The sequence below is a fragment of the Phyllobacterium sp. 01N428 genome (assembly GCF_056399405.1).
This window is the reverse complement of the sequence record NZ_JBFTRH010000005.1, coordinates 57,370-83,936: the sequence shown is the minus strand read 5'-3', so window position 1 is coordinate 83,936 and position 26,567 is coordinate 57,370. Positions and strand designations below refer to the sequence as shown.

25 protein-coding genes and 2 pseudogenes are annotated in these 26,567 nt (G+C 58.7%); 15 read left to right on the top strand and 12 right to left on the bottom strand.

Features of this window, described 5'->3' with window-relative positions; genetic code table 11:
• Positions 1-31: 31 nt before the first annotated feature.
• Both AC1DNI_RS13935 and AC1DNI_RS13930 read left to right on the top strand, forming a co-directional pair.
• A complete protein-coding gene (locus tag AC1DNI_RS13935) occupies positions 32-1,078 on the top strand; it encodes a glutamine synthetase beta-grasp domain-containing protein (protein ID WP_091950879.1) in 1,047 nt (348 codons plus the stop codon).
• Between the two features lie 294 nt (positions 1,079-1,372).
• On the top strand, positions 1,373-1,615 hold the full coding sequence (locus AC1DNI_RS13930; protein WP_036814624.1) for a hypothetical protein: 243 nt from the start codon (positions 1,373-1,375) through the stop codon (positions 1,613-1,615).
• A 27-nt stretch (positions 1,616-1,642) separates the two neighbouring features.
• Here AC1DNI_RS13930 and AC1DNI_RS13925 read toward each other — a convergent pair whose 3' ends face one another.
• The 4 genes from AC1DNI_RS13925 to AC1DNI_RS13910 form a co-directional block, all read right to left on the bottom strand.
• The gene (locus AC1DNI_RS13925; RefSeq protein WP_153669714.1) at positions 1,643-2,449 is read right to left on the bottom strand and encodes a hypothetical protein; all 807 of its coding nucleotides are present in this window, start codon (positions 2,447-2,449) and stop codon (positions 1,643-1,645) included.
• A 322-nt stretch (positions 2,450-2,771) separates the two neighbouring features.
• Positions 2,772-3,122, bottom strand: a complete 351-nt coding sequence (locus AC1DNI_RS13920) for a hypothetical protein (RefSeq protein WP_477692265.1) — start codon at positions 3,120-3,122, stop codon at positions 2,772-2,774.
• 93 nt (positions 3,123-3,215) lie between these two features.
• Positions 3,216-3,731, bottom strand: coding sequence for an OsmC family protein (locus AC1DNI_RS13915; protein WP_477692264.1), 516 nt, complete (start codon positions 3,729-3,731; stop codon positions 3,216-3,218).
• A gap of 88 nt (positions 3,732-3,819) precedes the next feature.
• Positions 3,820-5,247, bottom strand: a complete 1,428-nt coding sequence (locus AC1DNI_RS13910; protein WP_477692263.1) for an FAD-binding oxidoreductase — start codon at positions 5,245-5,247, stop codon at positions 3,820-3,822.
• Positions 5,248-5,661: 414 nt separating this feature from the next.
• Between AC1DNI_RS13910 and AC1DNI_RS13905 the strand changes: the two genes are divergently transcribed.
• From AC1DNI_RS13905 to AC1DNI_RS13880, 6 genes are all read left to right on the top strand, one after another.
• Positions 5,662-5,751 (top strand): K(+)-transporting ATPase subunit F, encoded by a 90-nt coding sequence (locus AC1DNI_RS13905; protein ID WP_081815899.1) that lies wholly within the window; start codon positions 5,662-5,664, stop codon positions 5,749-5,751.
• A 19-nt stretch (positions 5,752-5,770) separates the two neighbouring features.
• Positions 5,771-7,474, top strand: coding sequence for a potassium-transporting ATPase subunit KdpA (gene kdpA / locus AC1DNI_RS13900; protein WP_477692262.1), 1,704 nt, complete (start codon positions 5,771-5,773; stop codon positions 7,472-7,474).
• A gap of 11 nt (positions 7,475-7,485) precedes the next feature.
• The gene (locus AC1DNI_RS13895) at positions 7,486-7,659 is read left to right on the top strand and encodes a hypothetical protein (RefSeq protein WP_153669709.1); all 174 of its coding nucleotides are present in this window, start codon (positions 7,486-7,488) and stop codon (positions 7,657-7,659) included.
• Positions 7,656-9,758 carry a potassium-transporting ATPase subunit KdpB gene (gene kdpB, locus AC1DNI_RS13890; RefSeq protein WP_477692261.1) on the top strand — a complete coding sequence of 701 codons (2,103 nt, stop codon included), beginning with the start codon at positions 7,656-7,658 and terminating at the stop codon, positions 9,756-9,758. The genes AC1DNI_RS13895 and kdpB overlap by 4 nt, the downstream gene beginning before the upstream one ends.
• An 11-nt stretch (positions 9,759-9,769) precedes the next feature.
• Complete coding sequence (gene kdpC / locus AC1DNI_RS13885; RefSeq protein ID WP_091923153.1) at positions 9,770-10,339, top strand: potassium-transporting ATPase subunit KdpC; 570 nt, start codon at positions 9,770-9,772, stop codon at positions 10,337-10,339.
• A 92-nt stretch (positions 10,340-10,431) separates the two neighbouring features.
• Positions 10,432-10,617: a hypothetical protein gene (locus AC1DNI_RS13880; protein WP_027232061.1), complete on the top strand. Its 186-nt coding sequence runs from the start codon at positions 10,432-10,434 to the stop codon at positions 10,615-10,617.
• A 25-nt stretch (positions 10,618-10,642) separates the two neighbouring features.
• On the opposite strand, the gene AC1DNI_RS13875 is transcribed toward AC1DNI_RS13880, so the two are convergent.
• The 3 genes from AC1DNI_RS13875 to AC1DNI_RS13865 all read right to left on the bottom strand — a co-directional run bounded on the left by AC1DNI_RS13875 (position 10,643) and on the right by AC1DNI_RS13865 (position 13,633).
• Positions 10,643-11,080 carry a GFA family protein gene (locus AC1DNI_RS13875; protein WP_477692260.1) on the bottom strand — a complete coding sequence of 146 codons (438 nt, stop codon included), beginning with the start codon at positions 11,078-11,080 and terminating at the stop codon, positions 10,643-10,645.
• Between the two features lie 64 nt (positions 11,081-11,144).
• Positions 11,145-12,524 (bottom strand): DUF1214 domain-containing protein, encoded by a 1,380-nt coding sequence (locus AC1DNI_RS13870; protein ID WP_477692259.1) that lies wholly within the window; start codon positions 12,522-12,524, stop codon positions 11,145-11,147.
• A gap of 212 nt (positions 12,525-12,736) precedes the next feature.
• Positions 12,737-13,633, bottom strand: coding sequence for a LysR substrate-binding domain-containing protein (locus tag AC1DNI_RS13865; protein WP_477692258.1), 897 nt, complete (start codon positions 13,631-13,633; stop codon positions 12,737-12,739).
• A 141-nt stretch (positions 13,634-13,774) separates the two neighbouring features.
• Here AC1DNI_RS13865 and AC1DNI_RS13860 point away from each other — a divergent pair, with 141 nt between their 5' ends.
• The 3 genes from AC1DNI_RS13860 to AC1DNI_RS13850 are packed head-to-tail and all read left to right on the top strand — an operon-like array spanning position 13,775 to position 16,741.
• A complete protein-coding gene (locus AC1DNI_RS13860; RefSeq protein ID WP_477692257.1) occupies positions 13,775-15,025 on the top strand; it encodes an aromatic ring-hydroxylating dioxygenase subunit alpha in 1,251 nt (416 codons plus the stop codon).
• A gap of 2 nt (positions 15,026-15,027) precedes the next feature.
• Positions 15,028-16,107: an FAD-binding oxidoreductase gene (locus AC1DNI_RS13855; RefSeq protein ID WP_477692256.1), complete on the top strand. Its 1,080-nt coding sequence runs from the start codon at positions 15,028-15,030 to the stop codon at positions 16,105-16,107.
• A gap of 34 nt (positions 16,108-16,141) precedes the next feature.
• Positions 16,142-16,741, top strand: coding sequence for a dimethylsulfoniopropionate lyase (locus AC1DNI_RS13850; protein ID WP_477692255.1), 600 nt, complete (start codon positions 16,142-16,144; stop codon positions 16,739-16,741).
• 64 nt (positions 16,742-16,805) lie between these two features.
• On the opposite strand, the gene AC1DNI_RS13845 is transcribed toward AC1DNI_RS13850, so the two are convergent.
• Both AC1DNI_RS13845 and AC1DNI_RS13840 read right to left on the bottom strand, forming a co-directional pair.
• On the bottom strand, positions 16,806-17,807 hold the full coding sequence (locus AC1DNI_RS13845) for an ABC transporter substrate-binding protein (protein WP_027232056.1): 1,002 nt from the start codon (positions 17,805-17,807) through the stop codon (positions 16,806-16,808).
• Positions 17,808-18,002: 195 nt separating this feature from the next.
• Positions 18,003-18,632, bottom strand: a complete 630-nt coding sequence (locus tag AC1DNI_RS13840) for a TetR/AcrR family transcriptional regulator (RefSeq protein WP_477692254.1) — start codon at positions 18,630-18,632, stop codon at positions 18,003-18,005.
• A 145-nt stretch (positions 18,633-18,777) separates the two neighbouring features.
• Between AC1DNI_RS13840 and AC1DNI_RS13835 the strand changes: the two genes are divergently transcribed.
• The 4 genes and pseudogenes from AC1DNI_RS13835 to AC1DNI_RS13820 all read left to right on the top strand — a co-directional run bounded on the left by AC1DNI_RS13835 (position 18,778) and on the right by AC1DNI_RS13820 (position 23,740).
• Positions 18,778-20,814 carry an oxidoreductase gene (locus tag AC1DNI_RS13835; protein WP_477692253.1) on the top strand — a complete coding sequence of 679 codons (2,037 nt, stop codon included), beginning with the start codon at positions 18,778-18,780 and terminating at the stop codon, positions 20,812-20,814.
• A gap of 207 nt (positions 20,815-21,021) precedes the next feature.
• On the top strand, positions 21,022-21,231 hold the full coding sequence (locus AC1DNI_RS13830; RefSeq protein ID WP_153669687.1) for a dodecin: 210 nt from the start codon (positions 21,022-21,024) through the stop codon (positions 21,229-21,231).
• A gap of 151 nt (positions 21,232-21,382) precedes the next feature.
• Positions 21,383-22,898 (top strand): annotated as a pseudogene (locus tag AC1DNI_RS13825) (FAD-dependent oxidoreductase).
• Positions 22,899-22,939: 41 nt separating this feature from the next.
• Complete coding sequence (locus tag AC1DNI_RS13820; RefSeq protein WP_477692252.1) at positions 22,940-23,740, top strand: class I SAM-dependent methyltransferase; 801 nt, start codon at positions 22,940-22,942, stop codon at positions 23,738-23,740.
• Positions 23,741-23,749: 9 nt separating this feature from the next.
• Here AC1DNI_RS13820 and AC1DNI_RS13815 read toward each other — a convergent pair.
• From AC1DNI_RS13815 to otnI, 3 genes and pseudogenes are all read right to left on the bottom strand, one after another.
• Positions 23,750-24,408 (bottom strand): annotated as a pseudogene (locus tag AC1DNI_RS13815) (dihydrofolate reductase family protein).
• An 82-nt stretch (positions 24,409-24,490) separates the two neighbouring features.
• Positions 24,491-25,771 (bottom strand): 3-oxo-tetronate kinase, encoded by a 1,281-nt coding sequence (gene otnK, locus AC1DNI_RS13810; protein ID WP_477692251.1) that lies wholly within the window; start codon positions 25,769-25,771, stop codon positions 24,491-24,493.
• Complete coding sequence (gene otnI, locus AC1DNI_RS13805) at positions 25,768-26,550, bottom strand: 2-oxo-tetronate isomerase (protein WP_477692250.1); 783 nt, start codon at positions 26,548-26,550, stop codon at positions 25,768-25,770. Before otnI ends, otnK begins: the two co-directional genes overlap by 4 nt.
• Between the last annotated feature and the right edge of the window lie 17 nt (positions 26,551-26,567).

Genomic DNA, 26,567 nt, shown 5'->3' with positions numbered 1-26,567 from the left:
ACTAGGCAAATTACGTGTGAGAGAACGCAAAATGACAAAATACAAGCTCGAGTACATCTGGCTCGACGGTCACGAACCGGTACAGAATCTTCGCGGCAAGACGCAGATCAAGGAATTCGCGGAATTCCCCACGCTTGAACAGCTTCCTCTCTGGGGCTTCGATGGCAGCTCCACCAATCAGGCCGAAGGCCGCAGCTCGGATTGCGTGTTGAAGCCGGTTGCCGTTTATCCGGATCCGGAGCGCACGAACGGCGTTCTCGTCATGTGCGAAGTCATGATGCCAGATGGCGTCACACCGCACGTTTCCAACAAGCGCGCAACCGTACTCGACGATGACGGCGCCTGGTTCGGCTTCGAACAGGAATACTTCTTCTACAAAAACGGTCGTCCGCTCGGTTTCCCGGAGGCCGGTTACCCGGCGCCGCAAGGTCCGTACTATACAGGCGTTGGCTATAGCAATGTGGGCGACGTCGCTCGCAAGATCGTTGAAGAACATCTCGATGTGTGCCTTGCTGCCGGCATCAATCATGAAGGCATCAACGCCGAAGTCGCCAAGGGCCAGTGGGAATTCCAGATTTTCGGAAAGGGCTCCAGGAAGGCTGCCGACGAAGTCTGGCTTGCACGTTACCTGATGCTCCGCCTGACCGAAAAGTATGGCATCGACATCGAATGGCACTGCAAGCCGCTCGGCGATACGGACTGGAACGGCTCGGGTATGCATGCCAACTTCTCGACCACCTACATGCGCGAGGTTGGCGGCAAGGAGTATTTCGAAGACCTGATGGCAGCATTTGAAGCGGCGCGCGCCGATCACATCGCCGTCTATGGCCCGGACAACCACATGCGCTTGACGGGCAAGCACGAAACGCAGTCGATCCACACGTTCAGCTATGGCATTGCCGACCGTGGTGCCTCGATCCGCGTTCCGCACAGCTTCGTCAACAGCGGCTACCGCGGTTATCTGGAAGATCGCCGTCCGAATTCCCAAGGCAACCCCTACGAGATCGCTTCTCAGATCCTCAAGACGATCGCTTCGGTTCCGGTTGAAATCGAGCAGCGGCTCGCCGCAGCAGAATAAACCCATTGTCACGGCGTGGCGGTTTGCTGCGCCGTGACATTATTTCAGATTGTTCGATAGTCCCGAACAAGGCCGGTCAGATAATTGCGCGAAACCGGAGCAAATTGGCTCTGGCGCCCCAAGACCCCACTCGGCAACGCCGCTTCGCGCGTTGACTGAATCGTGATGCGACGAATAAAATCGCATATGGATAGACGCGTGGGTGCGCGCTACGTTAAAACCCAAAGAGGCACTTCCCGGCGATGCGCTGCTCATGCTGGAACGCGTGCTGTTAAACTTTGGGGGGAACTGACGATGACCATCGAAAGGCCGCAACGCCCGCGCACCCATCCAGCGCGATTTCATCAGTGTCAGTTGGCGATTGAGGACGAGGTGATTGAACTCGTCGGCAGGGCGTGCGATGCCGGCTGGCATCGTGACGAAATCCTTTCAGCCATGATGGAAGTCATCGATGACCTCGCGCTTGCACGTCGTGAGGATGTGGCTATTTCGGTCGAAGTGCGGGTCTCCCGGCTCCTTGGGAGAAGCCAAGGCTAAGCGGGCTGGCCGAGCCTCCTGCACTGATCAGCCCATTTTGCTGGTGCGCAATGGCAGGCCGGAGGCAACAACCTTCGAATCCGGGTCATTCACGCCAATTTCAGCCAGTTTCGCAATGATCGCATCCCGGATCGGGCCTGCCTGATCCGTTGGTCCGATAATGATGCGGTCGATTAATTCGGGCAGCTCGATGCCGGTCAAATGGTTGCCCGGGTCATTCTTCAGCGGCAAGGCGTAGACGGGCTGCGGGATTCGGTCGATAACCTCGTGCGTCTTGAAGAGCCGTTTTGAAGGCCAGAGCAAGGGATTGGTCAGAACGCGCCATTCGCGCTCATCACGCAGGCCCGGATGCTTCCAGCAAGTCACTGCGAAAAGCAGCATCAGGAACACGACTTCCGTGAGCGCACCCTTGCTGAGCTTTGCCAGAAAATCCCGGTTCGAAGCGACACGGTGGGCCACAAGTTTGAACTCGTCGTCAAACTGCTTGTTGGTCCAGTAGGTCACCGGGCCGGGATATGCCTGAAGTGCATCGGTCATTTGTATGAACGGCGCGACGTTCACGACGGCGGCAACGGCGACTTCCTCGTCGTCGAAGGCCCGCCACAGCGATAGCCGGCCGGTCGAGTGCTCTTCGAGATCGTGCTCGGCAACGGACAAGACATAGGTCTCGTTGCGCAATCGCGGCAGCCACAGCTCGAATTTCTTTACCCCGTCCTGCCAGATGCCGGGCATGCAGAATTCGAGCGTCTGCGCAAGTTGTGCGGTGCGGCCGCTATCGTTCAGCCATTCCTGAACCTTTGCGGCCGCGTATTCCGTGTCACCATCGTCATTCATGCACCTTGCATTTCGAAACCAGACTTGCTGCCTGTCGAGAATGCCGAATAGGTTCGCTGCGGTCGTATAGTGCACAAAGCGCGAATGTCGTTTGATCGACGCTCGCCCTTCAAAGGCAGTCGGCATGAAAATGCTGAGCATTTTGACGACTACCGGATCCCATTCTTCCATGACTGTTACCGCAACTCTGGATTGGCGAGTCGCCACTCTGCGCCTGCCATTTGTGATCGGCAATGCCTCGCTTTGCCGCGTCCACGTCTACAGGTCCGCGCTTGCGCCAACCTGTTTCCCATGGCGACGATCGACCTGGAATGGAGATGGTTTACTGACCGCAGAAGCGGGCTGTCGCCGTTCCTATCGACTGGAATTTGCCGTTGGCGGTGACGACGCTGGCGCAGACTTGAGTCCTCGCGTTCCACCAGTAAGCCGTATTGTCCTGGAAGCTCACGGAGGCGTAGCCACGTGCCGTCATCTGGCTTGCGGCTGACTTTGCGGGCTTGTTGACGAGATCGACAAGGTCTGTAGGCGCACCACCACCTCCCACTGTCGCGGTTGCGGCCATGCCGGGCGGCAGGGTTGATGCGGGAACTGCGTTCGCATCGTCGCCAGTTGTCGACTGACATCCGGCCATTGCAAATGTCGCTAACAGAATGAGTGCACCTGCACCACGCATGTTCGTCTCTCCCCCATAGACTGCTACGCCGAGAGTTTGACATGTCTTGGTTCAAAGTGCACCAGCAGATTGTTGGCAGGCGAGGGGTGCCGCTCAACCTTGGCTATGCCGTAGCGTGATCTCAACCGCCGGTCCATTGCGAACGGTCTGGTACACCACGCAATAGCGTTCCGTCAGCTTCAGTAATTGATCCAGCTTGTCTTGCGGCGCATCGGTGTCGAGATCGAAGACGAGACGGATTTGCTTGAAGCCGACAGGCGCGTCCCTGTCGACACCGAGCGTGCCGCGGAAGTCGAGGTCGCCTTCTGCCGCGACACTGCCGGATTTCAAGGGAATTTCAAGAGCCGTGGCCACGGCCTTGAGAGTTACGCCGGCGCAGGCCACGAGGGCTTCAAGCAACATGTCGCCTGAGCAAAGCTCCATGCCGCTGCCGCCAGTGGCCGTGTGCAGCCCCGCGACGGCGAGCGCCCGCCCTGTTTCCACCTTGCAGGCTATGTTCTGGTCGTCGATGCTCCCTTGCGCTTTAAGCGTGATGAAAGCGTCCTCGGGGTTTGCGCGGTAGCGATCCTTGATGGGCGCCTGGATTGCGCGCAGTTGAGCAGCATCCATGATTGGTCTCCCTGGTTCGGATGTCTCAACATAGCATAGTTGCGAAAGACGGCAGTGCGGCCGTCCTTCGCCCTTTACTACTGACAGCCTAACTCGCCTTCGGCTTCACGTTCTGGTTCATCCGGAAGAGATTCTGCGGATCGTAGCGGTGTTTGATCGCGGCGAGCCGTTTGTAGTTGCTGCCATAAGCTTCCTCGACACGGTCAACTTCATCGCCGGGCATGAAGTTGATATAGGCCGTTCCAGTCGCATGCGGCCTCATGGCGTCATAGAGGCCACGCGCCCATCCGATACACGCCTTGTCCATTTCCGGTGTTTGCCAGCGCGCATGGACGTTCATCACGAAGTGCGAGTTGCGTTGCGGAAACGCTGTTGCCTCAAGGGGGACGCGGCCAGCGGCTCCGCCAACATGGGCGGTGAAGATCTCACACTCGGGACCCGGAAGATTTCGCACGGCTTCGGTCAAGACTTTGATCGAAGCATCTGACAGTTCGGCAAGGTCGTGGCTCTTCCAATAGTTGCGCGCGCCGGGTGCAAGCAGTGGATCGAAAGCCTGTTGCCAACCGGCAAAGGGCGCCGGGCCGACGACATCGGCGATCGGCTTCCCGATCGAGCGCAGCCGCTTTGTCGCCTGTTCGCCGTCTTGCACTGCGCCGCAATAGCACATGGCGAGTATAAGCACCTCCTTGCCGTGCCATTCGGTGGGGAGAAACGGCAACGGGGGTGCCTGCCGCATGACGGTCCAGCAGGTGAGTTCATCCGGCGCCGTTTCGAGCGCGGCCCGGTATTCCTTGAGGACGGCTTCGGCATCGGCGAAAGGATGCACGACGAGTCCGGCGAGGACGTCGGGTCCGACCTTGTTCAATTGAAACTCGAAGGCGGTAACGATGCCGAAGTTGCCGCCGCCGCCACGCAGGGCCCAGAAAAGGTCGGGGTGCTCGGCCTCGCTCGCATGCACAAGTTCGCCATCAGCCGTTACAACGTCGGCCGAAAGGAGATTGTCGATCGTCAGGCCGAACTTGCGGGTGATCCAGCCAAAACCGCCGCCGAGTGTCAGCCCGGCAATACCGGTGGTGGAGTTGATGCCGGTGGGAACAGCCAATCCGAAGGCCTGGGTTTCTCGATCGACATCGGCCAATGTGGCGCCCGGTTCGACTCGCGCAAGCTTCGCCGCAGCATCGACCTGCACAGATTTCATCTGCGACAGGTCAATCACCACGCCGCCGTCGCAAACGGCGCTGCCGGCTATGTTGTGCCCGCCGCCGCGGACGGAAACGAGTAAACCGTCACCCCGCGCAAAACGCACCGCATTGACGACGTCGTGTGCATCGGCACAACGAATGATGAGGCCGGGCCTCCGGTCGATCATGCCATTCCAGATCGACCGTGCCTCGTCATAGGAAGCGTGCTTTTCGCCAATAAGGCTCCCGCGCATTTGTGCGGCGAGCGCTTCGACTGCACTGGCACTGATATTTTTTTTGCCGGATTCCAGGGTAGATAAGCCCAAATCGTTCATGATCAGTCCTCCGTTGGGCGGGAAGCGCATTCCTGCCCTTCAATGCGGAGTTTGATCCCCCATCGGCATTACCGCAAGTTCTGGAACTGTACTGGTCGCCCCGTGCTGGCCCCCACTTTGTCCCCGGCGTTCCTTATAGAATCCTTATGCGTTTGCGGCTGACGCCGTCTCGAATTCCTATTTCGTAAAGAGTCATACTCCGCGCCGTCAGGAGAGCTCCGGCAATAGTTGCCGGGGCCGTCGCTGATTGAGATTTTATAACCTTATCCATGGGTTGACCGCTTTGATCGGGTCCATGGATAGCAAGGAGTATCTGCGATGGATTTGATCTTCCTCGGGGTCGGCGTGGTGCTGATCGTCCTCTCGCTGGCTTATACCAAAGCCTGCGACAGTCTTTGACTTGAGGAGCGCGAGATGACCCTCGACTATATTCTCGGCGGCGCGGTGACCCTCTTCCTGCTCGCCTATCTCACCTACGCCCTCGTTCGCCCAGAGCGCTTCTGAGGCTTGGAAAGCTGAATTCATGACTATCAACGGATGGATACAGATTCTCGTCTTTTGCGGGATCATCATTGTGCTCGTCAAACCGCTCGGCGGTTACATGACGCGCGTTTTTGGCGGCGATCGAACACTGCTTTCGCCTGTCGTGGTGCCCATCGAGCGAAGCCTTTACCGCCTCGCCGGCACGAATGAGCGCGAGGAGCAGCACTGGCTGACCTATGCGGTCGCGCTTCTGCTCTTCAATATTGCAGGCTTCGCCCTGCTTTATGCCTTGCAGCGCCTGCAGGGCGTGTTGCCGCTCAACCCCGCAGGCATGGGCGCGACGGAGCCGGGGCTCGCTTTCAACACCGCCGTCAGCTTCGTCACAAATACCAATTGGCAGAACTATGGCGGCGAAAGCACGATGTCCTATCTCGTGCAGATGGCCGGCTTTACCGTGCAGAACTTCGTTTCGGCGGCCACCGGCATCGCTATCGCCATCGCGCTTATCCGCGGTTTTGCCCGAGCGTCCGGCAAGACCGTCGGCAATTTCTGGGTCGACATGACACGCAGCACGCTCTACGTGCTCCTGCCGATCTGCGTGGTGCTGACGCTGGTTTACGTCTATCTCGGCGTGCCTCAGACCCTTGGGAGCTATGTCGACGCGACGACGCTCGAAGGCGCGAAGCAGACGATTGCGGTCGGACCGGTTGCGACGCAGCTTGCCATCAAGATGCTCGGCACCAATGGCGGCGGCTTCTTCAACGTCAATTCCGCGCACCCGTTCGAAAACCCGGACGCGATCTCGAACCTCATCCAGATGGTGACCATCTTTGCCATCGGCGCGGCGCTCACCAATGTGTTCGGCCGTATGGTCGGCAATGAACGGCAGGGCTGGGCGATCTTCGCTGCCATGGGCGTTCTCTTCCTCGCCGGCGTCGTCATTTGCTATTGGGGCGAAGCCGCTGGCAACCCGCTGGTTCACGCGCTCGGCATCGACGGCGGCAACATGGAAGGCAAGGAAGCGCGGTTCGGCATCGCCCTCTCGGCGCTCTTTGCAGTGGTCACGACGGCCGCTTCCTGCGGCGCGGTCAATGCGATGCACGACAGCTTCATGGCGATCAGCGGCATGGTGCCGCTCATCAACATGATGCTTGGCGAAGTTGTCATCGGGGGCGTCGGCGCCGGGCTCTACGGCATCCTGCTCTACGTCATCATCGCCGTCTTCATTGCCGGCCTGATGGTTGGACGGACGCCCGAATATCTCGGCAAGAAGATCGAGGCCAAGGAAGTCAAGATGGCGATGCTCGCCGTTCTGTGCCTGCCGCTCGCCATGCTCGGTTTCACCGCCGCCGCCAGCGTCCTGCCTTCGGCCGTCGCCTCGGTCGCAAATGCCGGTCCACACGGGTTTTCCGAGATCCTCTATGCCTATACCTCGGCGGCCGCCAACAACGGCTCGGCTTTCGGCGGTCTCACCGGCAATACGCCCTGGTACAACGTCACGCTTGGCATCGGCATGTGGGTTGGCCGCTTCTTTGTCATCATTCCCGCATTGGCGATCGCAGGTTCGCTCGTGACGAAGAAGACGGTTCCTGAATCCGCCGGAACGTTCCCGACGCACAGCCCGCTTTTTGTTGGGCTCCTGGTCGGCGTCATCCTGATCGTCGGTGGTCTTACCTTCTTCCCGGCACTCGCCGTTGGCCCGATCGTCGAACATCTCGCCCTCGGCCTTGGCCAGACGTTCTGATGGAGCCCGCCATGCGTCACGGTTACTTGCAATTCAACCCGCAGACCCGCGCCAAGAAACTGGCGCGGGGTGCTGCCAAGCGCGTGCGCGCCTCGGACATCATTCTCGGCATGACGCTGATGACGATGCTGATCTGGCTCGCTGCATATGCCCTCATTCATCTTCACAGCTGGAGTCTCTCATGAGCCAGTCCAAATCTCCGAGTCTCATCGACTCCTCCATCCTGCTGCCGGCTATCGGCGGCGCCTTCAAGAAGCTCGACCCGCGCAGCCTTGCCCGCAACCCGGTGATGTTCGTTGTTGCCGTCGTCTCGGCTTTGACCACGGTTCTCTTTCTTAAAGATCTTGCATCTGGCAGCGAAAGCCTCGGCTTCACCTTCCAGATCATCCTCTGGCTCTGGTTCACGGTGCTCTTTGCCAATTTTGCCGAGGCCGTCGCGGAAGGGCGCGGCAAGGCGCAGGCGGATTCGCTCCGCAAGGCCCGGACCGAAACCCAAGCCAAGCTGCTTTCGAGCGAAAAGGACACCAAGTTCAAATTGGTGCCCGGCACGAGCCTTAAAGTCGGCGATCTCGTCCTCGTCGAGGCCGGCGATATCATACCTTCCGACGGCGAAGTCATCGAGGGGGTCGCCTCGGTGAACGAATCGGCGATCACCGGCGAGTCGGCCCCGGTCATCCGCGAATCCGGCGGCGACCGTTCCGCCGTCACCGGCGGGACGCAGGTGCTGTCAGACTGGCTCAGGGTGCGCATTACCGCTGCAGCCGGCTCGACCTTTCTCGACCGGATGATTGCGCTTGTGGAAGGCGCCGAACGCCAGAAGACCCCGAACGAGATCGCGCTCAATATCCTTCTTGCTGGCATGACGCTGATCTTCGTCCTCGCAACGGCGACCATACCGAGCTTTGCCTCCTATGCCGGCGGCGCCATTCCGGTGGTGGTGCTTGTCGCGCTGTTCGTGACGCTCATACCAACGACGATCGGCGCACTGCTTTCTGCCATCGGTATCGCCGGCATGGACCGCCTTGTCCGCTTCAACGTCCTCGCTATGTCGGGGCGTGCTGTCGAGGCGGCAGGCGACGTCGATACGCTGCTTCTGGACAAGACCGGCACCATTACCTTCGGCAACCGGCAGGCAACCGAACTGCTCCCGGTCAAGGGCGTGTCCGAAGAAGAACTTGCCGACGCCGCGCAACTCGCATCGCTTGCAGACGAGACGCCGGAAGGTCGCTCGATCGTCATCCTAGCCAAGGAGAAATACGGTATCCGTGCCCGCGACATGCAGACCTTGCACGCCGATTTCGTGCCGTTCACGGCGCAAAGCCGCATGAGCGGCGTCGATATTGACGGCTCCTCGATCCGCAAGGGTGCAGTTGATGCCGTGCTCGCCTATGTCGACCAGTCGACCGTAGCTGCAGTTGCAGCTGTCGGCGGCAATGTGGCGACGATCGTGCCGCGACTTGGCGCCGACGTCGTGCGCGACCTGCAGTCTATCGCCGACCGTATCGCCAAGGCCGGCGGGACCCCGCTTGCCGTCGCGCGCGACGGCAGGCTGCTCGGCATCGTTCACCTCAAGGATATCGTCAAGGGCGGCATCCGCGAGCGTTTTGCCGAATTGCGGCGCATGGGCATCCGTACAGTGATGATCACCGGCGACAACCCGTTGACCGCTGCTGCCATCGCTGCTGAAGCCGGCGTCGATGACTTCCTCGCGCAGGCAACCCCGGAGAACAAGCTGACCCTCATCCGTGATGAACAGGCGAAGGGCAAGCTCGTTGCCATGTGCGGCGACGGCACCAACGATGCTCCGGCTCTGGCGCAGGCGGATGTCGGCTTGGCGATGAACACTGGTACAGTCGCAGCCCGCGAGGCTGGCAACATGGTCGATCTCGACAGCGATCCGACCAAGCTCATCGAGATCGTCGGCATCGGCAAGCAGTTGCTGATGACCCGCGGCGCGCTGACGACGTTTTCGATCGCCAACGACATAGCCAAGTACTTCGCCATCATCCCGGCGATGTTCCTTGCCTTCTATCCGCAACTCGGCGCGCTCAATATCATGGGCCTGCAGACGCCGCAGAGCGCGATCCTTTCGGCGATCATCTTCAATGCGCTGATCATCGTCGCGCTCATCCCGCTGTCGCTGAAGGGCGTCAAATACCGGGCGGTCGGCGCCGCCTCGCTCTTGCGGCGCAATCTTCTCCTCTACGGCCTTGGCGGCGTGATCGTTCCCTTCGTTGGCATCAAGGCCATCGACGTGATCATAACCAGCCTCGGCCTCGCATAAGGATCATTCCAATGTTGAAACAACTCAAACCCGCGCTGGTCATGATCGTGGCGCTGACCGTCATCACCGGCCTCATCTACCCGCTCGGCATGACAGGTCTCGCCCAGGCGATCTTCCCGCGTCAGGCCAATGGAAGCCTGATCGAAAAGGGTGGCACTGTCGTCGGCTCCGAATTGATCGGTCAGGCCTTTACCAGCGAGCAATACTTCCACGGCAGGCCGTCGGCGGCCGGCGACGGCTATAACGCTGCCGCTTCCAGCGGCTCCAACCTCGGCCCGACCAATCCGAAGCTGATCGAGCGGATCAAGGCCGATGCTGCAGCGCTCAAGGAAACCAATCCTGATGCGGCAGTACCGATGGATCTGGTGACGACCTCCGGCAGCGGGCTCGACCCTCACATCTCGCCGGAAGCCGCCTATTTCCAGGTGCCGCGTGTCGCCAAGGCACGAGGAATGGACGAGGCCAGCCTGCGCCAGCTGGTGGACCGGCAAGTCGAGGGTCGCGAACTCGGCTTTATGGGGGAACCGGTGGTGAATGTGCTGGCCCTCAACCTCGCGCTCGATGGGGTAAAGGCGCCATAATTGTGATCGTGCCGGAGACTGGCAAATGCTGGTCTCCGGTGCTGCCTCAGGGTTCTCCTCGGTCGCGAGATTGATTTCGGAGAGTTTAAGAAATGCATGACCTTACCTTGATCCTGGCGATTGCGGTGGTCGCCTTCCTGGCCTACCAGGCCGAGGTCGATGATCGGCCACCCGCCGACCAGGAACCCCCGAAACGGGCACGCACAGCCAACTGGAAATTGCGCGTCGGCGCGATTGCCATCGTTGCCCTGCTGTTCGTTGCGATGTTCCTGACCTGAATTCGGCTTCGGCGGTGACGGATGTTCAGAACCACACCTCCGCGACCGTGCGCCCGTCGCGTTCCAGATCCTCGAAACTATGGAGCCCATCAAAGCGCTGGAGCGGGATCCGGGCAACCTCATCCGGCTCGGCAAGGCGCAGGTTGATCGCGATTCTGGTCTGGCCTTTGTCGTTGGCTTGAAGGCCGCGCCAGCTGACGAGATTGCCGCAATGCCTGCAGAAATTGAATGTCAGTGAGCGCGTCGCACCAACATAGGCGGTGAGGGCGCCGGTTGGGTCTTCGATATGGATCGCCTCGCCATCATAGTCATAGGCCCACAATACGCCGTAGCGGCGGCATGCAGTGCAGTTGCATATGGTCGCATCGAGGATCTCGCCGCGAAACTCCCATCGGACAGCGCCGCAATGGCAGGACCCTCGCGTTACGTTCCGATCACTGTGCGACGTTGCTCCCGTGCCCATACTTTCCTCCTTCGCTGCCCGCCGCAGTTCGCGTGGACTGATAAAAAGTCGCCGGCTGCCTCCCTCACTTCATCTTTTCAAGATCATTGAGTCTCCATGTCTTGTCGAACACAGGTTTCTCCGGGCCATAGAAACGGAAGAGGACCTCGAACTTTCCGGTCGGGTCAGTCGGCACCCAGTTCCTGTCCTTCCCTTGCGGAGCAGTGGGGCCGAAAAACACGTCTACCGAGCCATCCGGGTTCGCTGCCAACCCGGGGCTTAGTGAGGATCGGCTAAGTATTTTCTGGTCGCGAATGAGCGCGTGAGTGGCGCGGTCGTAGGCCGTGGCGGACCAATATTGCTTTACCGGAGGATGCGCAGGGATGGTGAAACGATAGGTGCTGGAGCCGTCAAGCGGCGCGCCCTCCTTGTCCTTGATCGTCATCAGATAGAACTGTCCAACCCCCGCATGCTTGGTGCTGAAAAATGCCATCGTATAAGTGACGCCGCGGCCATCAACTGCATAGCTGTCCGGGTCTGCATACTGGGTCTGCAGACCTTGGACCGCATCGGGTGAAATCGGAAAAACCCACTGGCGTTCCTCATAGTAAGGAGGGAAGGTGGTTTCGTACTGCAAGTCCAGCCATGCATGTGCTTCAACGGCCGCTGCTGCCAAGATGTCCTGTGTGGCCTGGTTCGGCTGGAAGGCCTTGCCCTTTTCGATGCCGAGCGATTTCAGCTGGTCGATCATGGCCTTGTCGCGGACGAGCCATGGCTCGCTCTGCACGAAGCGGTCGAGCGCCTGGAAGAAGCGCAGATCGTATGGAATGGTAGAATCATAGACCTTGCCAAGGGCGTCGACAAAAACTGTATCCGGCGGGTTGGACGCCTGGCTGAAAGGATAGAGCTTGATGCGCTTGCCATAGGCAACTGCAGCATCGACGTCTGGCCTGTTGCCGGATTTGGGGATGGACCGCAGCAGGGCATAGCCTTGGTAATTGCCTGATGAGAGCGGAATATAGCCTTCCGGAACGGAGGCCGTGTAGCCCGGTGGCAAGATGAGATACTTTCCTCCCGCACCCTTGTCGACGCCAGCTGGTCCCACATCCTCGAGTGCAGCCTGCCATGGGTCCATGATGCTGCCATTGATGACGCCGGTATCTGCTGGCGGAATCTCTATCACCACGGGGCCGTCCTTGGTGTTGAAAAAAGCCATGAGGTAGATAACGTCGGGATTTGGCGTCAGCGTCTGGTTTTGCCAGTCGAACAGACGGGACCAATAGACGATCTGGTTTGGCTTGCCGCCCAGCTTCAGCGTCTGCTGGTACATGAGATCGTAGTTGACTGCGGGCATGCCCCAGACGACCGCCTCGAAGGCGCGGCGCTCGATTACCCGGGCATTCAGGTCGTCAGCGGAGAAGTCTTTCGCCGGAGCCGATCCTCCGGAGAGTACAATGGCTAACACGGCTAACAGTGTCCGAACCATGGCGAACGCCCTTGCTTGCCCGTTGCGACTGGCTTGAACGATACTCCCATCGAAGGAAAACGTAAGTAACGCAACGGTAAAATTTGCGAACGCCACCCGAAGAAATCTCTAGCCAGAGGAGTTTGAGAAAATCGATCCGCAACCTGCATGGCACCTATACGCAGGTGCCTATTGAGAACTGAAATCCGTACTCACAGATTGCTTGCAATCCATTCAGCCGCGATCTCGCGAATTGGCATTCGCTTGGCTCGTTTCGGGACGAGCACATTGTACCGTCCTTCGGGTGTGACAACGAGATCGCCCAGGCGAACGAGCGATCCGTCTTGCAGAAAACCATTCACGAGGACGTTCCATCCAAGCATGATTCCCTGTCCAGCCCGCGCGGCCTGCAAAGCGTCCGCGTAATGATTGAATCGCAGGCTCGGTTTTGGAACATGCGCCTTGATACCAGCGCGTGAGAACCAGTCGCCCCACGAATACCAGGTTCTTTCGGAGACATCGTTTGCAATGAGGTCGGCGTTCGAATCGTAGAAGTGCGCGGGATTTTCGAGGCGCATTGCATATTCAGGCGAGCAGACAGGAAAAATCGTATCGGGCCTCGAAGCAATCACTTCCGCATCTTCGAATGGCGGAATTCCAAAGCGGATAGCCACATCGACTTCGCCGGATTCAAGTTGAATACGGGCATCCTGCGAAACCACGCGCATCTGCACCGAGGGAAACCGCTGTCGAAATTCACTCAGCCGGGGCAGAAGCCAGAGGGTGGAGAAAGCAAGTGTGGCGCCGATCGTGACCGTCTCGGTGCGATTGCTTGATCTTATAAGGTCGACGCTTTCGCTGATCGCCGAAAAGCTATTGGCGAGCGACGAAGCCAGCATGATGCAATTCGATGTCGGCTCTATGGATCTGTGCTTGCGCACGAACAGCTTGGTTCCAAGATCCGCTTCGAGCGAGCTTATTTGCCTGCTGACCGCAGACTGCGTCACGCCGAGTTCAGCCGCTGCGAGCGTAATGCTTTTATGCCGCGCCGCCGCCTCAAGGGCGACCAGTGCATTCAAAGAAGGAACGTTCTTTCGAAAGCCAGCCAAAGGGCACCTGTTGAAACGACACGCCAATCGTCAGCCAGTGTCGGATCTGCATGATATTTTCTCAAGCGAATTATGAATATTTCTGCCGTTGAAGGTTGTGTTGATCAAGAGGATTATTTTCAAAACCAGGAGAGATCGACCATGCTTCAGACGCGCACTGAAATTTCGACGCTGCTGGACAGCCGTCGCGCGGGATATTCGCTGCCCGCCGAGTTCTATGCCCGTCAGGATATTTTTGAAGCCGACATGGACGTCTTTTTCCGTCGCCATTGGATCTGTGTCGGGCTCGAGTGCGACGTGCCTGAACCGGGCGACGCTCAAGTCATCGATGTCGGACAGTCCAGCGTCATTCTTTTGCGCGATGACGACAACAAGATACAGGTCGTGCACAATGTCTGCAGGCACAGAGGCTCCCGCCTTCTCGACGCGGGATCGAATGTGATTTCAAAACTCGTCTGTCCCTATCACCAGTGGACTTACGAACTAACGGGTGAACTCATTCATGCCCCGCACATGGGTTCAGATTTTGACCGCTCATGTCACAACCTCAAGCCCGTACACTTCAAATCAATCGGCGGGCTGATTTATGTTTGTCTATCCGACAACCCGCCCGCCGATGTGCAGCGCCTTGCCGACACAATGGAAGAAAGACTGGCGCCCTACGACATCGGCAATGCCAAGGTGGCATACCAGTCAGAGGTCATCGAACGCGGCAACTGGAAATTGACGATCGAAAACAATCGCGAGTGCTACCATTGCTCGGCCAATCATCCTGAGCTTTGCGTCTCCTTCATCGACCTCGATTTCGGATTTGACCCGGCAAGTTTGAGCGAGGAGGACCGGGTCGAAGCTGAAGTACATCAGGCGCTTTATGAGGAGCGCACCCGTATCTGGGAGGAAGAGGGGCACAAATCGGCGGTCGTTGAAGGTGTTGTGAATTGCACCACGAACTTCCGAACGCAGCGCCTGATCATTGCCGGCGCCGGAGAATCCCAGACGCCTGATGCAACTGCGGCTTCAAATATACTTCTAGGGTCCATGACACGGAAGGATCTAGGGGATACGCATCTATGGGGCCACAATTGCTGGCATCATTTCATGGGCGACCATGCGGTGATCTCGATAATAATTCCGTTGAGCCCTGATACCACGATCGTCAGAACAAAGTGGATCGTTCACAAGGATGCCGTCGAAGGCGTGGATTACGATATCGAGAAGCTGACCAGCGTGTGGGTCGCGACAACTGAACAGGATGCGGAACTCGTCGCCCGGGCGCATTCCGGTGTTCTCGATCCGGCCTACGAACCTGGCCCTTACTCCAGGTTCACCGAACAGCAGCTCGATAACTTTGCGACATGGTATGTCGATCAGATGCGTGAGAACGGATACTGAATATGCTGTCTCCACTATCGTGCAGCCAGGACGGCCTTTACTGGGATCCAGCGCTCAACCAAAGGATGACCTGCGCTGATATCCGCGATGAAACCCATGATGTGAAGACGTTCACCTTTGTGTGCAGCGAGAGGCGGTACTTCAATTTCAGCGCCGGGCAGTATTTCAGCTTCGAAGTTGAAACCGACGGGATCGTTGAACGTCGTTGCTACAGCATATCGTCCTCGCCGTTGCGGCCCAGATCAATTTCAATCACCGTGAAGCGCGTCGAAGGCGGCCTCGTCTCGAATTGGCTGCACGACAATCTTGCTCCGGGAATGGAAATTCAGGCGCAAGGTCCGGTGGGCAACTTTAGGGTGCCGACTGAATCGGAAGGCAAGTATCTGTTCCTGTCAGGCGGCTCCGGCATCACGCCATTGATGTCAATTGTGCGGGCCTACGACGACGCGCATGTGTTTCCCGACATCGTTTTTCTGCACGCGGGAAGAACGCCCCAGGATTTCATCTTCCACGACGAGCTCGAATTCCGCGCCCGGACGATGCGGAATTTTCGATTGATCCTTCTGCCGGAGAGGATGGGTAGCAAGCCCGGATTTGTAGGTGCCGTTGGCAGACTCTCGAAAGAATATCTCGGTTCCGCCGTGCCGGATCTTGCGGAGCGCTTCACCATGTGCTGCGGACCCGCGCCATTCATGGCGACCGTCCGCGGAATATTGGGTGAACTTGGCGCCGATCCAACGCGGTACCTCGAGGAGAGCTTCGATCCCTTGTCCGATGACGTTGCAGTCGCTGCGGAAAGCGTTGGCGAGGCTATCGTCCCGAAATTCAAGGTGACATTTGCGCGGCAGGCAAAGGCAATCGAGGTTTCTGCAAGCCAATCGATATTGTCCGCGGCAAAGAAATCCGGCGTCCGCCTCCCTTCTTCCTGCGCAAGCGGAATTTGTGGAACGTGCAAGTCCAAGCTGGTCAGCGGCAAGGTCGACATGCAACATGGCGGCGGGATCCGGCAGCGCGAAATTGATGCCGGCATGTTCTTGCCATGCTGTTCAAAGCCGCTGACCGACCTTGTCGTGGACCGGTAGCTGCGGCTTGCTGTGCTTGAAGAGGGGTAATGCAATGAAGGGCCGCAACGAAGCTCTCCAGTCGTTCGTCGATGCCGCGTTCACAGCTTTCAATGAGTTTGCGCAAGGGCCGGAGTCGCGCCAATCGATCCAGAAGTTATTCTCAGCACTTGATACACCCGGGACGCCGGCGTCGCGCGCCGGAAGCAGGTTGCCCGCTTGCTCCAATCTGGACAGCGCACTTGGCGTCGATGCCGGGCACGCGTCCCTGGCCCGACTTGTCGATCGGTTCAGGCAGATCGAGCCGTCTGTCGAATGGCGTCGCCGTTCCAGCAACAAGAGTGCGAGCGACAATTTTGTCGATGGCCATGCAAATGCGATGATTCTTGGTCCTGGCGGGCTCGAACAACGCACCGATATCTGGCTCGGCGCTACCTTGTTGGCGCCGAATGTGCGCTACCCGGACCATGACCATTCGCCCGAGGAGGTTTATCTCGTACTTTCGGAGGGTGAGTTCAGGCAGGGCGAGGGTGAGTGGTTTTCGCCCGGAATTGGCGGCTCGTTCTACAATGTGCCGAACATCAAGCACGCCATGCGGTCCCTCGACAAACCTCTCTTTGCATTCTGGGCCCTGTGTACGGACAAAGCAGCTTAATAGTCATCTGCGTCGGCAGCAAACAAAGTGCGGTGAGCCTTGGCGCACCGCACTTCTGTAGATGTTAGAGGGAAGCTTCAATTTTCTTGGCGGCCTCCGGCGAGACCCATTTGGTCCACATGTCCTTGTTTTCCTTCAGGAAGTGCTTGGCGCCATCTTCGCCAGTCGCCTGATTGTCGGTCATCCAGGCCATGAGCTTGTTGACCGTCTCGTTGCTCCAGGAGCGCTTCTTGAGATAATCCAATACTGCCGGATCAACCTTTTCCGAGAAGGGCTTGGCCAGCAGAGTAACAATTTTGTCAATCGGCCATGCATTCGGCTTGGGGTCCGGGCAATCTGCGACCGTGTTGCAGCGCTTCCACTCCGCCGGGTCCGCCGGAGCGCCTGGCTCGAGCTTCACCATCGGGTATTTGCCGAGCAAAGCGGTCGGCGCCCAGTAGTAACCTACCCAACCCTGCTTGCGCTCATAGGCCTTGGCGATGGCGCCATCGAGACCAGCTGCCGAGCCAGTATCAACGAGCCTGAAGCCCGCTTTCTCGGCGTCAAAGGCCTTATAGAGCTGCGTTGTGACGAGCGTGCCGCCCCAACCGGACGGTCCGTTGAAGATTGCCCCCTTTGAAGCGTCCTCGGGATCGGGGAACAGTTCCGGATGCTTCAGCATGTCCGGTATGGTCTTGATGTCCGGGTGGGCTTCGGCAAGGTATTTCGGAATCCACCAACCCTGATTGCCGCCATCTGGAAGCGGCGAACCGACGGCCACTATCTTGCCCTCGTCCGTTCCCTTCTTGACAATTTCAGGCAGCAGATCGACCCATGCTTCAGGGGCGATATCCGGCTGTCCTTTTTCCGCCATGGACGTGATTGTCGGCACTGTATCACCGATGGTGATATCGGCCTGGCAACCATAGCCTTCGTTGAGGATGATCTTGTCGAGATTTGAAAGCACTTCGGCGCTCTGCCAATTCATGCTTGCGATTGTGATACTGCCGCATTCGGCTGCGTTGGCAAAGGAGGCTCCACCCAGCAGGCCAAAAACCAGGCATGTTGATGCAAGTAGTTTTTTCATTGTCGTTCCCTTTGTGTGCGGACTGCAATTCTGAGCGGGTTGCCGCGAACGCCCGCCCGGCGACTGTCAGGGATTATCTCCCATCCTCACCGATAGCCTGATGCAGTCCAACTTGGCGGGGCGCGCATGTTTGGGATCGATCAATCGTTCGCGCCAATCCTGCCAATCCAATTATCTGCTCGCTTCGCCAGAGTGTCATGCGGGTTTATGGCCATGCCTTGCGAAAAAGCGGTCAAGCTCCCTCTGCTGCGGCACCTGGCCGGTATAAATTGCGATGTACTCGGGAATGCGCTTCATGCGGGTCCCGAGATCTTCTTCGGACTGCATCGAGATGTATCCGATCTGAACCAGGTACGTCGTTCGAGCGCGCACGTCGGCGGTTATTTCCGAATGGCCGAAGCGAACGAACATTTGCTTCAGGGCCTCGAGGCGCGTCTGATCGGCCAATTGCACCTCCGCCAGGATTTCCGACGATTGCAATGCCCAACTGCGGACAGCGAACTCGAATTTCGCATCGAACAGGTCGAAATTGATCCAGCAGTCGAAGACGTTCAACATCGCTTCAACCAGCGACTCGGCATAGGCCTCGCACTGCTTGACCATATTGCCGGTATTTTTCTCGCGCCACTTTGCGACAAGCGCGGCAAGCAATTCCTCGCGGTCCTTGAAGAACCAGTAGAAACTGGTGCGCGAAAGGCCGAGCTTCTTGGCCAGTGGCAATATCTTCACGGAGTCGATGCCGGACTCGAGAAGTGAGGCATAGGCTGCGTCCAGCCATCCTTCCTGGGATCCTCGCCAACCGCTGTCGTTTACTGACTGCTCCATGAACTGAATCCTAGCAAAATGACAATTGTCATACAACCAAAATGTACAGTTATGTCGTAAAAATGGACGATGATGTTTCGAATATTGACACATATGTACATTGGGCATAGCGTCTGCGTTGATACATCCAGTTTGGAGACGGCTCATGTCGGACGATCCTCTTCTTCAGCCTTATCAGCTCAAGCATCTGACGCTGCGCAACCGCATCATCGTGACCTCGCACGAGCCGGCCTATCCGGAAGACGGCATGCCCAAGGAGCGGTATCTCGCCTATACGGTTGAGAGAGCAAAAGGGGGTATCGCACTTACCATGACGGCAGGCTCAGCGGCGGTGTCGCGGGACAGTCCTCCGGTGTTCAACAATCTCCTCGCCTACAAGGATGAAATCGTCCCCTGGATCAGGCGCATGAGCGATGCCGTGCACGAAGAGGGTGCGGCAATCATGATCCAGCTGACCCATCTCGGGCGACGGACGCGCTGGGACAAGGGCGATTGGCTGCCGGTGGTCGCGCCATCGCATCACCGTGAAGCGGCTCACCGCGCCTTTCCGAAGAAATTGGAGGATTGGGACATTGAGCGCATCATAAAGGACTTTGCCGACGCCGCTGAACGCATGAAGGCCGGCGGAATGGACGGGGTGGAACTGGAGGCTTATGGCCATCTCATCGACCAGTTCACTTCGCCGCTCACAAATGAGCTGGATGGTCCCTATGGGGGTTCGCTGGACAATCGGCTCCGCTTTTGTTTCGACGTGTTCAAGGCAATGCGCGAACGGGTTGGTGACGAGTTTATCCTCGGCGTGCGCTACACTGCAGATGAGAGTCTTCCTGGCGGAACAGGAAAGGCCGAGGGCCTCGAAATCTCCAGGCGCCTTAAGGAAAGTGGCCTTGTCGACTATCTGAACGTCATACGCGGTCATATCGATACGGACGCCGGCCTGACGGACGTGATCCCTATTCAGGGGATGGCAAACGCGCCGCATCTCGATTTCGCAGGCGAGATACGCGCCGCCACGAATTTTCCGGTGTTTCACGCGGCGAAGATTCCGGACGTCGCGACCGCCCGTTACGCGATCGCGGCGGGCAAGGTCGACATGGTCGGCATGACGCGAGCTCATATGACCGATCCACATATCGTGCGAAAGATCATCGAGAAGCGTGAGGACGACATTCGCCCTTGTGTGGGCGCCAACTATTGTCTCGACCGCATCTACCAAGGTGGAATGGCGTTCTGCATCCACAACGCCGCGACGGGGCGTGAGGAGACTATGCCGCACATCGTCAAGCGAGCGGACGTCCGCAAAAAGGTCGTTATTGTCGGAGCGGGTCCTGCCGGTCTTGAAGCCGCGCGCGTGGCCGGCGAGCGTGGCCACGAGGTTGTCGTTCTCGAGGCTGCCGACGATCCGGGCGGCCAGGTCCGGCTGACCGCGCAAAGCGAGCGCCGCCGCGAAATGATAAGTATCATCGACTGGCGAATGAGCCAGTGTGAAAAGCTTGGAGTGATTTTCCGTTTCAACACCTGGGCGGAGGCCGAGACGATAGCGGCCGAAAAACCGGATGTGGTGATCATCGCAACCGGTGGCATGCCACATACGGAGGTTCTTTCCAGCGGCAATGAACTGGTCGTTTCCGCCTGGGATATCATCGCTGGCGACGCAAAGCCCGGCTCGAACGTGTTAATCTTTGACGATGCCGGCGACCATACCGGTCTCCAGGCCGCTGAGTTCCTGGCCAAGGCAGGTGCGAGAGTAGAAGTCATGACCCCGGACCGCTCCTTCGCGCCGGAAGTCATGGCGATGAACCTCGTGCCTTATATGCGATCGCTTCAGAAGCTCGACGTGACGTTCACCGTGACGTATCGGCTGGAACGGGCCGAGAAGAGTGGCAACCAGATCATCGCTCATATCGGTAGCGACTACGGCGGTGTCGCCAAGCAACGCACCGTTGATCAGATCGTCATAAATCACGGGACCATTCCGCTTGACGAGCTTTATTTTGAATTGAAGCCTGCCTCGAGCAATCTGGGGGAGGTCTCGCACGACCAGCTTCTCGCTGGCGAACCGCAGAGTGTCATGCGCAATCCGCAGGGCAATTTCCAATTGTTTCGCATCGGTGATGCTGTAGCAGCGCGAAATACCCACGCCGCGATCTACGACGCTTTGCGTATCGCAAAGGATATCTGAGCTTGTATTCGGCCAGACGCGCGCCTTGATCCAGGGGCGACGGTCTCTATCAGCATGCCATTCGGCGAGGTGATAGCGTGCCGGCTACAGGATATTGGCCTTCACTCGGAATGAACTTCACATTTGCGCCCGGTCGGCCCAGAATGTCGATACTTTGAAATAAGAAGGTATCGAAAGCCGACACGAAAAGCGCAAGAGGAGGACCCTATGGGTGAGGATCATGTCTACAAGAAGATCGAACTCGTTGGCAGTTCAACCGATTCTGTCGATTCAGCGATCAAGAACGCCATCGCGCGTGCATCCAAGAGCGTGAGGCAACTCGACTGGTTTGAAGTCGATCAGATCCGTGGCCACATTCAGGATGGCGAGGTGGCCCGCTTTCAGGTCGTCCTCAAGGCAGGCTTCCGATTGGACTGAAGTGCGGCGTTGAGCGCGCGCCGGAATGTCACCATCATTTCGCGCAGCCAGGGCGCATTTTCACCGTCGCTGAGCCGGGCGCTCAGTTGTCGAAGTGCTTCCATTGGCATTGGCTTAAAGGGGTTGATGTTCTTTAAAGAAGGAGACACCCATGGCTCAAGACCAGTCCCCGAGCGGCCCCGACCTGACGCAGGGTGTTCCCGTCATTGCCCTCGATGGAGCAAAGCTTCTCGGGCATGTCGGGGAAAAGGACATTCTCGTGGTGCGAACCGGGGATGAAATATTTGCCATTGATGCACAATGCAGCCACTATCATGGTCCGCTCGTCGATGGGCTGGTAGACGGAAGTACCGTTCGCTGCCCGTGGCACCATGCCTGTTTTGACCTGCGCAGCGGGGAAGCCGTCCGGGCGCCTGCTTTAAGCCCATTGTCGTGCTGGAAAGTCGAGCAACGAGACGGCAAGCTCTTTGTTCACAGCAAACTGGAAAAGCAAGATAAGCCCGCAGGACAGGACCTGCCTGCGAGAGTTGTCATCACTGGTGGTGGCGGTGCGGGTTTTGCGGCGGCAGAAATGCTTCGGCGCCAGAATTATCAGGGCAGCATCGTCATGCTGAGCGCCGACACTGCCGTACCGGTCGATAGACCGAATCTGTCGAAGGATTATCTCGCTGGCAGCGCGCCGGAAGACTGGTTGCCGTTGCGATCGGACAAGTACTACAGCAAGGCGGGTATCGACCTTCGTTTGCAAACGGAAGTTACTGCGATCGACGTTGCCGCAAGGCAGGTAATCACCGCCGATGGCGACAAGGTGCCGTATGATCGGCTGCTCTTGGCCACGGGGGCCGAACCAGTGCGCTTGACCAATACCCGGCGCCGATCAGCCCAACGTCCATATGCTGCGCACGCTCGACGACAGCCGCGCAATCATTGCAGCCACCGGGAGCGCCCGACGCGCCCTCGTTATAGGCGCCAGTTTTATCGGACTCGAGGTTGCTGCGGCGCTCCGGGCACGCGATATCGAGGTCCATGTTGTCGCCCCTTCCAAACGGCCGATGGAACGGGTACTCGGCGCGGAGATGGGCGACTTCATCCGGGCCCTTCATGAAGAGCACGGGGTTATATTCCACCTTGAAGATGCGGTCATTGCAATCGAGGGTTCAAAAGTCCGGCTGAAGAGCGGCGAACTGCATGAGATAGACCTTATCGTCGCCGGCATCGGGGTGCGACCCCGCCTTGCTCTAGCCGAACAGGCCGGCCTCGCCATCGACAACGGAGTTGTGGTCGATACTTATCTCGAGACAACTGTCCCGGGGATTTATGCTGCAGGCGACATTGCGCGCTGGCCCGATCCGCATACCGGTCAAGCCATCCGTGTTGAACATTGGGTGGTAGCGGAGCGTCAGGGACAGGTTGCTGCACTCAACATGCTGGGACGGCAGCAAAAGTTCGAAGCCGTGCCTTTCTTCTGGAGCCAGCATTATGACATTCCGATCAACTATGTAGGGCACGCCGAAAGCTGGGACGAGGTTTTCATCAGTGGCGACATAAGGGCGAAGGACTGCGCAGTTCAATACAAAAGCAACGGACTGGTGCTCGCCACGGTCACAATTTATCGGGACCTGGAGAGTCTGGACGCCGAAGTCCGGATGGAGCGTCAAAACGCTTGATCCGGGCCGGTATTTGCCGGTCGCATCTTGGGGAGGTTTCGATGACATCAAGTTTTAACGTGCATGACGCAGCCGGCTATGAGCAGCTTATGGGCCGCTGGAGCCAGAAGCTTGCGCTTCAATTTATCGACTTTGCGGGACTGGCCGATGGGGAAAAGATTCTCGACGTTGGCTGTGGAACCGGCAGCCTGACATTCGCGCTGGCCCGGAACGCCAATCTCAGCGAGATAGCGGCGATTGATTTTTCCGAGGTCTTTGTGGCGGAAGCGAACCGGCGCAATGAAGATCCTCGTATCCACATCCAGCAGGCGGATGCTTGTGCCTTGCCCTTCAAGGACGCCGCGTTCGACCGTGCTCTGGCGCTTCTCGTGCTGCACTTCGTACCCGAAACCGCAAAGGCGGTGGCCGAAATGCGCCGCGTGGTGCGTCCGGGGGGCGTCGTTGCGGCGACCGTCTGGGATCACCTCGGCGGCATGCCGGGCATGCGCATGATGATCGATACCGTGGCAGCGCTTAGCGACAGCGGACGCCAGTTGCGCAGCCGCTATTGCTTTCAGCCGATGATGCAGCCCGGCGAACTGAAGCAGACGTTCGTCGAACAGGGGCTTGTGGACGTGACCGAGACCGAGCTCATGATCCGCATGGACTACCGCGACTTCGATGACTACTGGGCGCCGATTGCCGCGGGGGAGGGGCCGCTTGGCAAGTATGTCGCAGCCCTGGACAAGGCGGGCCGGGCGCGCACCGATGCCGCAGTGCGCGATGCCTACGAGGCGGGCCGGCCGGATGGCCCGCGTTCCTTTGCAAATGTTGCCTGGGCATGCCGGGGGCAGGTGGCCTGATGCGCTGATTCAGGTCAGGTTTTTGCGACGTCGAAGTTCGGCTTCCGTTGGCTGATCAAACTCGAAGGAGCCGGTTCTGACCTCGCCGTCGCGAATGTATTTATTGATCGTCGTCCCGGTTCCGGACGTTTTCGAACTGACGAGTCTCAGTGCAACAGGGGTGGCGCCTGACCCGAACAGTCGCTTGCCCTTGCCAAGTATGAGTGGAAATATCGAAACGTACAATTCGTCGACGAGATCATGTTCGCAGAGTGTTTGCAGGAAGTCGCTCGATCCCTGCGTCAACAGATCCGGCCCTTCCTTGGCCTTCAGCTTTTTGACCGCGGCGACAACATCCGGACCCAGACTCTGGCTGTTCTGCCACTCAAGCTTGAAATCCGCATTACGGGTAGCCACAAATTGGTGATGCGATCGAAGAGTGGCCCGATGGGATCGTCAGCGCCTGCATAGGGCCAATGGGCCGCAAAAATGTCGTAGGTCTTGCGGCCAAGCAGGAGATCGAAGGGCTTCGCAAACATCTCGCCCACCGCCTCGCCCATTTTCTCGTCGAAATACGGGGCAACCCATCCGCCATATTCGAACCCGCCAACAGGGTCCTCCTCGGGCCCGCCCGGCGCCTGCATCACGCCATCGAGACTGACAAAAGCACCCACAATCACTTTTCGCATTCCGCTATCCTTCCTGGGAAGTTTCTATCCGCACCAAGGACGTCGGAGTGTGGGCGATGCCGACAGCGGTCGACAAATTATATCAACGCATCATGGCGAGTGCAGCCGGGAAGAAATCCTCGCCGCCGAAATTCCCGGATTTCAGGGCGAGAAGCATGTCGCCCTGTTTGTTGCCGATCGATTTCAGGACCGGAACGCCGGGCGCAATCTCGGGGCCGATCAGAAAGGCGGGAATGGCGAGCCTGTCCACCGCCGCTCCCGATGTCTCGCCGCCGGCAATGACGAGACGGCGTACGCCGCGCGCGACAAGCTCGCCAGCAATGGTCGAGGTAGCCGCCTCGATGCCATGACCCGATGCTTCGCGCCCATAGCGCGATTGCAAGCGCGCGACCGTCTCCGGCTCGGCGCTGGCTGCGATAACAATCGGACCTTCATGAATGCGATCGCCTGCCCAAGCAATTGCAGCAGCCACTTCCTCCGGCCCGGCAAGCAGGCGCTCAGGATCGAGCCGCAGCACCGGCATCGATTTCTCGGCGAATGCAAGTTGCTTGAGCGTCATCGCCGAGCAGCTGCCGGCAATGACTGCAGCAAGACCGCCAATATCACCCGCCACTTCGGCTTGGGCATCCTTGGGCTTCGGTAACTGGCCTGAGCGCACCAAGGCGCGTGCCAGGCCTAGGCCAAGGCCGGACGCTCCGGTTGAAACACTGTTCTCCAGTGCGACTTCACCAAGAATCTCGAGATCTCGTTCGAAAACCGCATCGGCGATCGCCATAGTGACGCCCCGGCCGCGTAGTGCCATCAGCTTTTCCCGCACAGCACCCGGACCTTTTGCGACGGTTGGCAGATCGACAAGTCCGACAGGTCCGCGCGATTGCGCTTGCATCACGCGCACGAGATTGGCGTCATGCATCGGATTGAGTGGATGGTCCTTGAGCGGGCTCTCGTTCAGCGGCTGGTCGCCGACAAAAAGATGACCGAGATAGACGGTGCGACGCGTCTCCGGAAAAGCCGGCGTGACCAAGACAGCCGTGTGCATATCCGAGCCGATGAGCGCTTCCGTAACTGGTCCGATATTGCCGGCAGCCGTTGAATCGAACGTCGAGCAGATTTTATAGAGGACATGACGCGCACCGTGCCTGCGCAACCATATATCGGCGGCCGTTGCGGCAGCGATGGCGTCACTCGCCGGGACGGAGCGGATCTTCAATGCGACCACGACGGCATCGACATCAGGGAGATGGAGTGCTGGATCAGGGATTCCGACCGTCTGAACAGTCCGCAGGCCATTCTTCGTCAGCGTGTTGGCAAGGTCCGACGCTCCCGTATAGTCGTCTGCGATGCACCCCAGCACCACCGTCATGGCAGGGTCCTTGCATAGGGCTTGAACCAGCCCAGTCCATCAAGGGTGGCGCCGCGCGGGTTGTACTCGCAGCCGACGAAACCTTGATAGCCCAACCGGTCGATTTCGTCGAACACCCAGGTGTAATTCAATTCTTCCCGCTCCGGTTCGTGGCGCGACGGGACGCTGGCGATCTGGATATGGCCGATCATCGCCATCAGCTCGCGCAGTGCAACCGTTACGTCGCCATGCATGATCTGGCGGTGGTAAATGTCGAACTGCAGTTTGAGGTTTGGAAGTTCGAGTTCCTTGATGATCGCAACCGCGTTGTTGAAATCGTCGAGGAAATAACCGGGCATATTGCGCGCATTGATGGGTTCGAGCATCAGTTCGATGCCTTTTTCCGCCAGCCGTTCAGCCGTGTAAGTGACTGACTGCCCATAGCGTGATCGCGCTTCGGGGTCGGCCGGATCGGCGATGCCCGCCATCAGATGCAGCCTTTTTGCTCCCGTCGCCGCGGCGTAATCGAGTGCGCGGTCGACGCCCGAGCGCAACTCGTCGAACCGTCCGGGCAGCGCAGCAATGCCGCGTTCGCCCGCGGCCCAATCGCCCGGCGGCAGGTTGAACAGCGCCTGTTGCAACCTGTTGCGCTCGAGCCGCTCGGCCAGTGCTTCCGGCGCGGCGTCGTAGGGGAAAAGATATTCGACTGCACTGAAGCCTGCATCGGCTGCCGCATCGAAGCGATCGAGGAACGGCCATTCATTGAACATCATCGTCAGGTTGGCGGCAAATACGGGCATGCGTTCGATCCTGCAGA

What these genes read in the sequence shown, in the direction of transcription:
- AC1DNI_RS13935 (WP_091950879.1), top strand. Translation starts at nt 32, where the DNA reads ATGACAAAATACAAGCTCGAGTACATCTGGCTCGACGGTCACGAACCG.
- AC1DNI_RS13930 (WP_036814624.1), top strand. Translation starts at nt 1,373, where the DNA reads ATGACCATCGAAAGGCCGCAACGCCCGCGCACCCATCCAGCGCGATTT.
- AC1DNI_RS13925 (WP_153669714.1), bottom strand. Translation starts at nt 2,449, where the DNA reads ATGAATGACGATGGTGACACGGAATACGCGGCCGCAAAGGTTCAGGAA.
- AC1DNI_RS13920 (WP_477692265.1), bottom strand. Translation starts at nt 3,122, where the DNA reads ATGCGTGGTGCAGGTGCACTCATTCTGTTAGCGACATTTGCAATGGCC.
- AC1DNI_RS13915 (WP_477692264.1), bottom strand. Translation starts at nt 3,731, where the DNA reads ATGGATGCTGCTCAACTGCGCGCAATCCAGGCGCCCATCAAGGATCGC.
- AC1DNI_RS13910 (WP_477692263.1), bottom strand. Translation starts at nt 5,247, where the DNA reads ATGAACGATTTGGGCTTATCTACCCTGGAATCCGGCAAAAAAAATATC.
- AC1DNI_RS13905 (WP_081815899.1), top strand. Translation starts at nt 5,662, where the DNA reads ATGACCCTCGACTATATTCTCGGCGGCGCGGTGACCCTCTTCCTGCTC.
- kdpA (WP_477692262.1), top strand. Translation starts at nt 5,771, where the DNA reads ATGACTATCAACGGATGGATACAGATTCTCGTCTTTTGCGGGATCATC.
- AC1DNI_RS13895 (WP_153669709.1), top strand. Translation starts at nt 7,486, where the DNA reads ATGCGTCACGGTTACTTGCAATTCAACCCGCAGACCCGCGCCAAGAAA.
- kdpB (WP_477692261.1), top strand. Translation starts at nt 7,656, where the DNA reads ATGAGCCAGTCCAAATCTCCGAGTCTCATCGACTCCTCCATCCTGCTG.
- kdpC (WP_091923153.1), top strand. Translation starts at nt 9,770, where the DNA reads ATGTTGAAACAACTCAAACCCGCGCTGGTCATGATCGTGGCGCTGACC.
- AC1DNI_RS13880 (WP_027232061.1), top strand. Translation starts at nt 10,432, where the DNA reads ATGCATGACCTTACCTTGATCCTGGCGATTGCGGTGGTCGCCTTCCTG.
- AC1DNI_RS13875 (WP_477692260.1), bottom strand. Translation starts at nt 11,080, where the DNA reads ATGGGCACGGGAGCAACGTCGCACAGTGATCGGAACGTAACGCGAGGG.
- AC1DNI_RS13860 (WP_477692257.1), top strand. Translation starts at nt 13,775, where the DNA reads ATGCTTCAGACGCGCACTGAAATTTCGACGCTGCTGGACAGCCGTCGC.
- AC1DNI_RS13855 (WP_477692256.1), top strand. Translation starts at nt 15,028, where the DNA reads ATGCTGTCTCCACTATCGTGCAGCCAGGACGGCCTTTACTGGGATCCA.
- AC1DNI_RS13850 (WP_477692255.1), top strand. Translation starts at nt 16,142, where the DNA reads ATGAAGGGCCGCAACGAAGCTCTCCAGTCGTTCGTCGATGCCGCGTTC.
- AC1DNI_RS13845 (WP_027232056.1), bottom strand. Translation starts at nt 17,807, where the DNA reads ATGAAAAAACTACTTGCATCAACATGCCTGGTTTTTGGCCTGCTGGGT.
- AC1DNI_RS13840 (WP_477692254.1), bottom strand. Translation starts at nt 18,632, where the DNA reads ATGGAGCAGTCAGTAAACGACAGCGGTTGGCGAGGATCCCAGGAAGGA.
- AC1DNI_RS13835 (WP_477692253.1), top strand. Translation starts at nt 18,778, where the DNA reads ATGTCGGACGATCCTCTTCTTCAGCCTTATCAGCTCAAGCATCTGACG.
- AC1DNI_RS13830 (WP_153669687.1), top strand. Translation starts at nt 21,022, where the DNA reads ATGGGTGAGGATCATGTCTACAAGAAGATCGAACTCGTTGGCAGTTCA.
- AC1DNI_RS13820 (WP_477692252.1), top strand. Translation starts at nt 22,940, where the DNA reads ATGACATCAAGTTTTAACGTGCATGACGCAGCCGGCTATGAGCAGCTT.
- otnK (WP_477692251.1), bottom strand. Translation starts at nt 25,771, where the DNA reads ATGACGGTGGTGCTGGGGTGCATCGCAGACGACTATACGGGAGCGTCG.
- otnI (WP_477692250.1), bottom strand. Translation starts at nt 26,550, where the DNA reads ATGCCCGTATTTGCCGCCAACCTGACGATGATGTTCAATGAATGGCCG.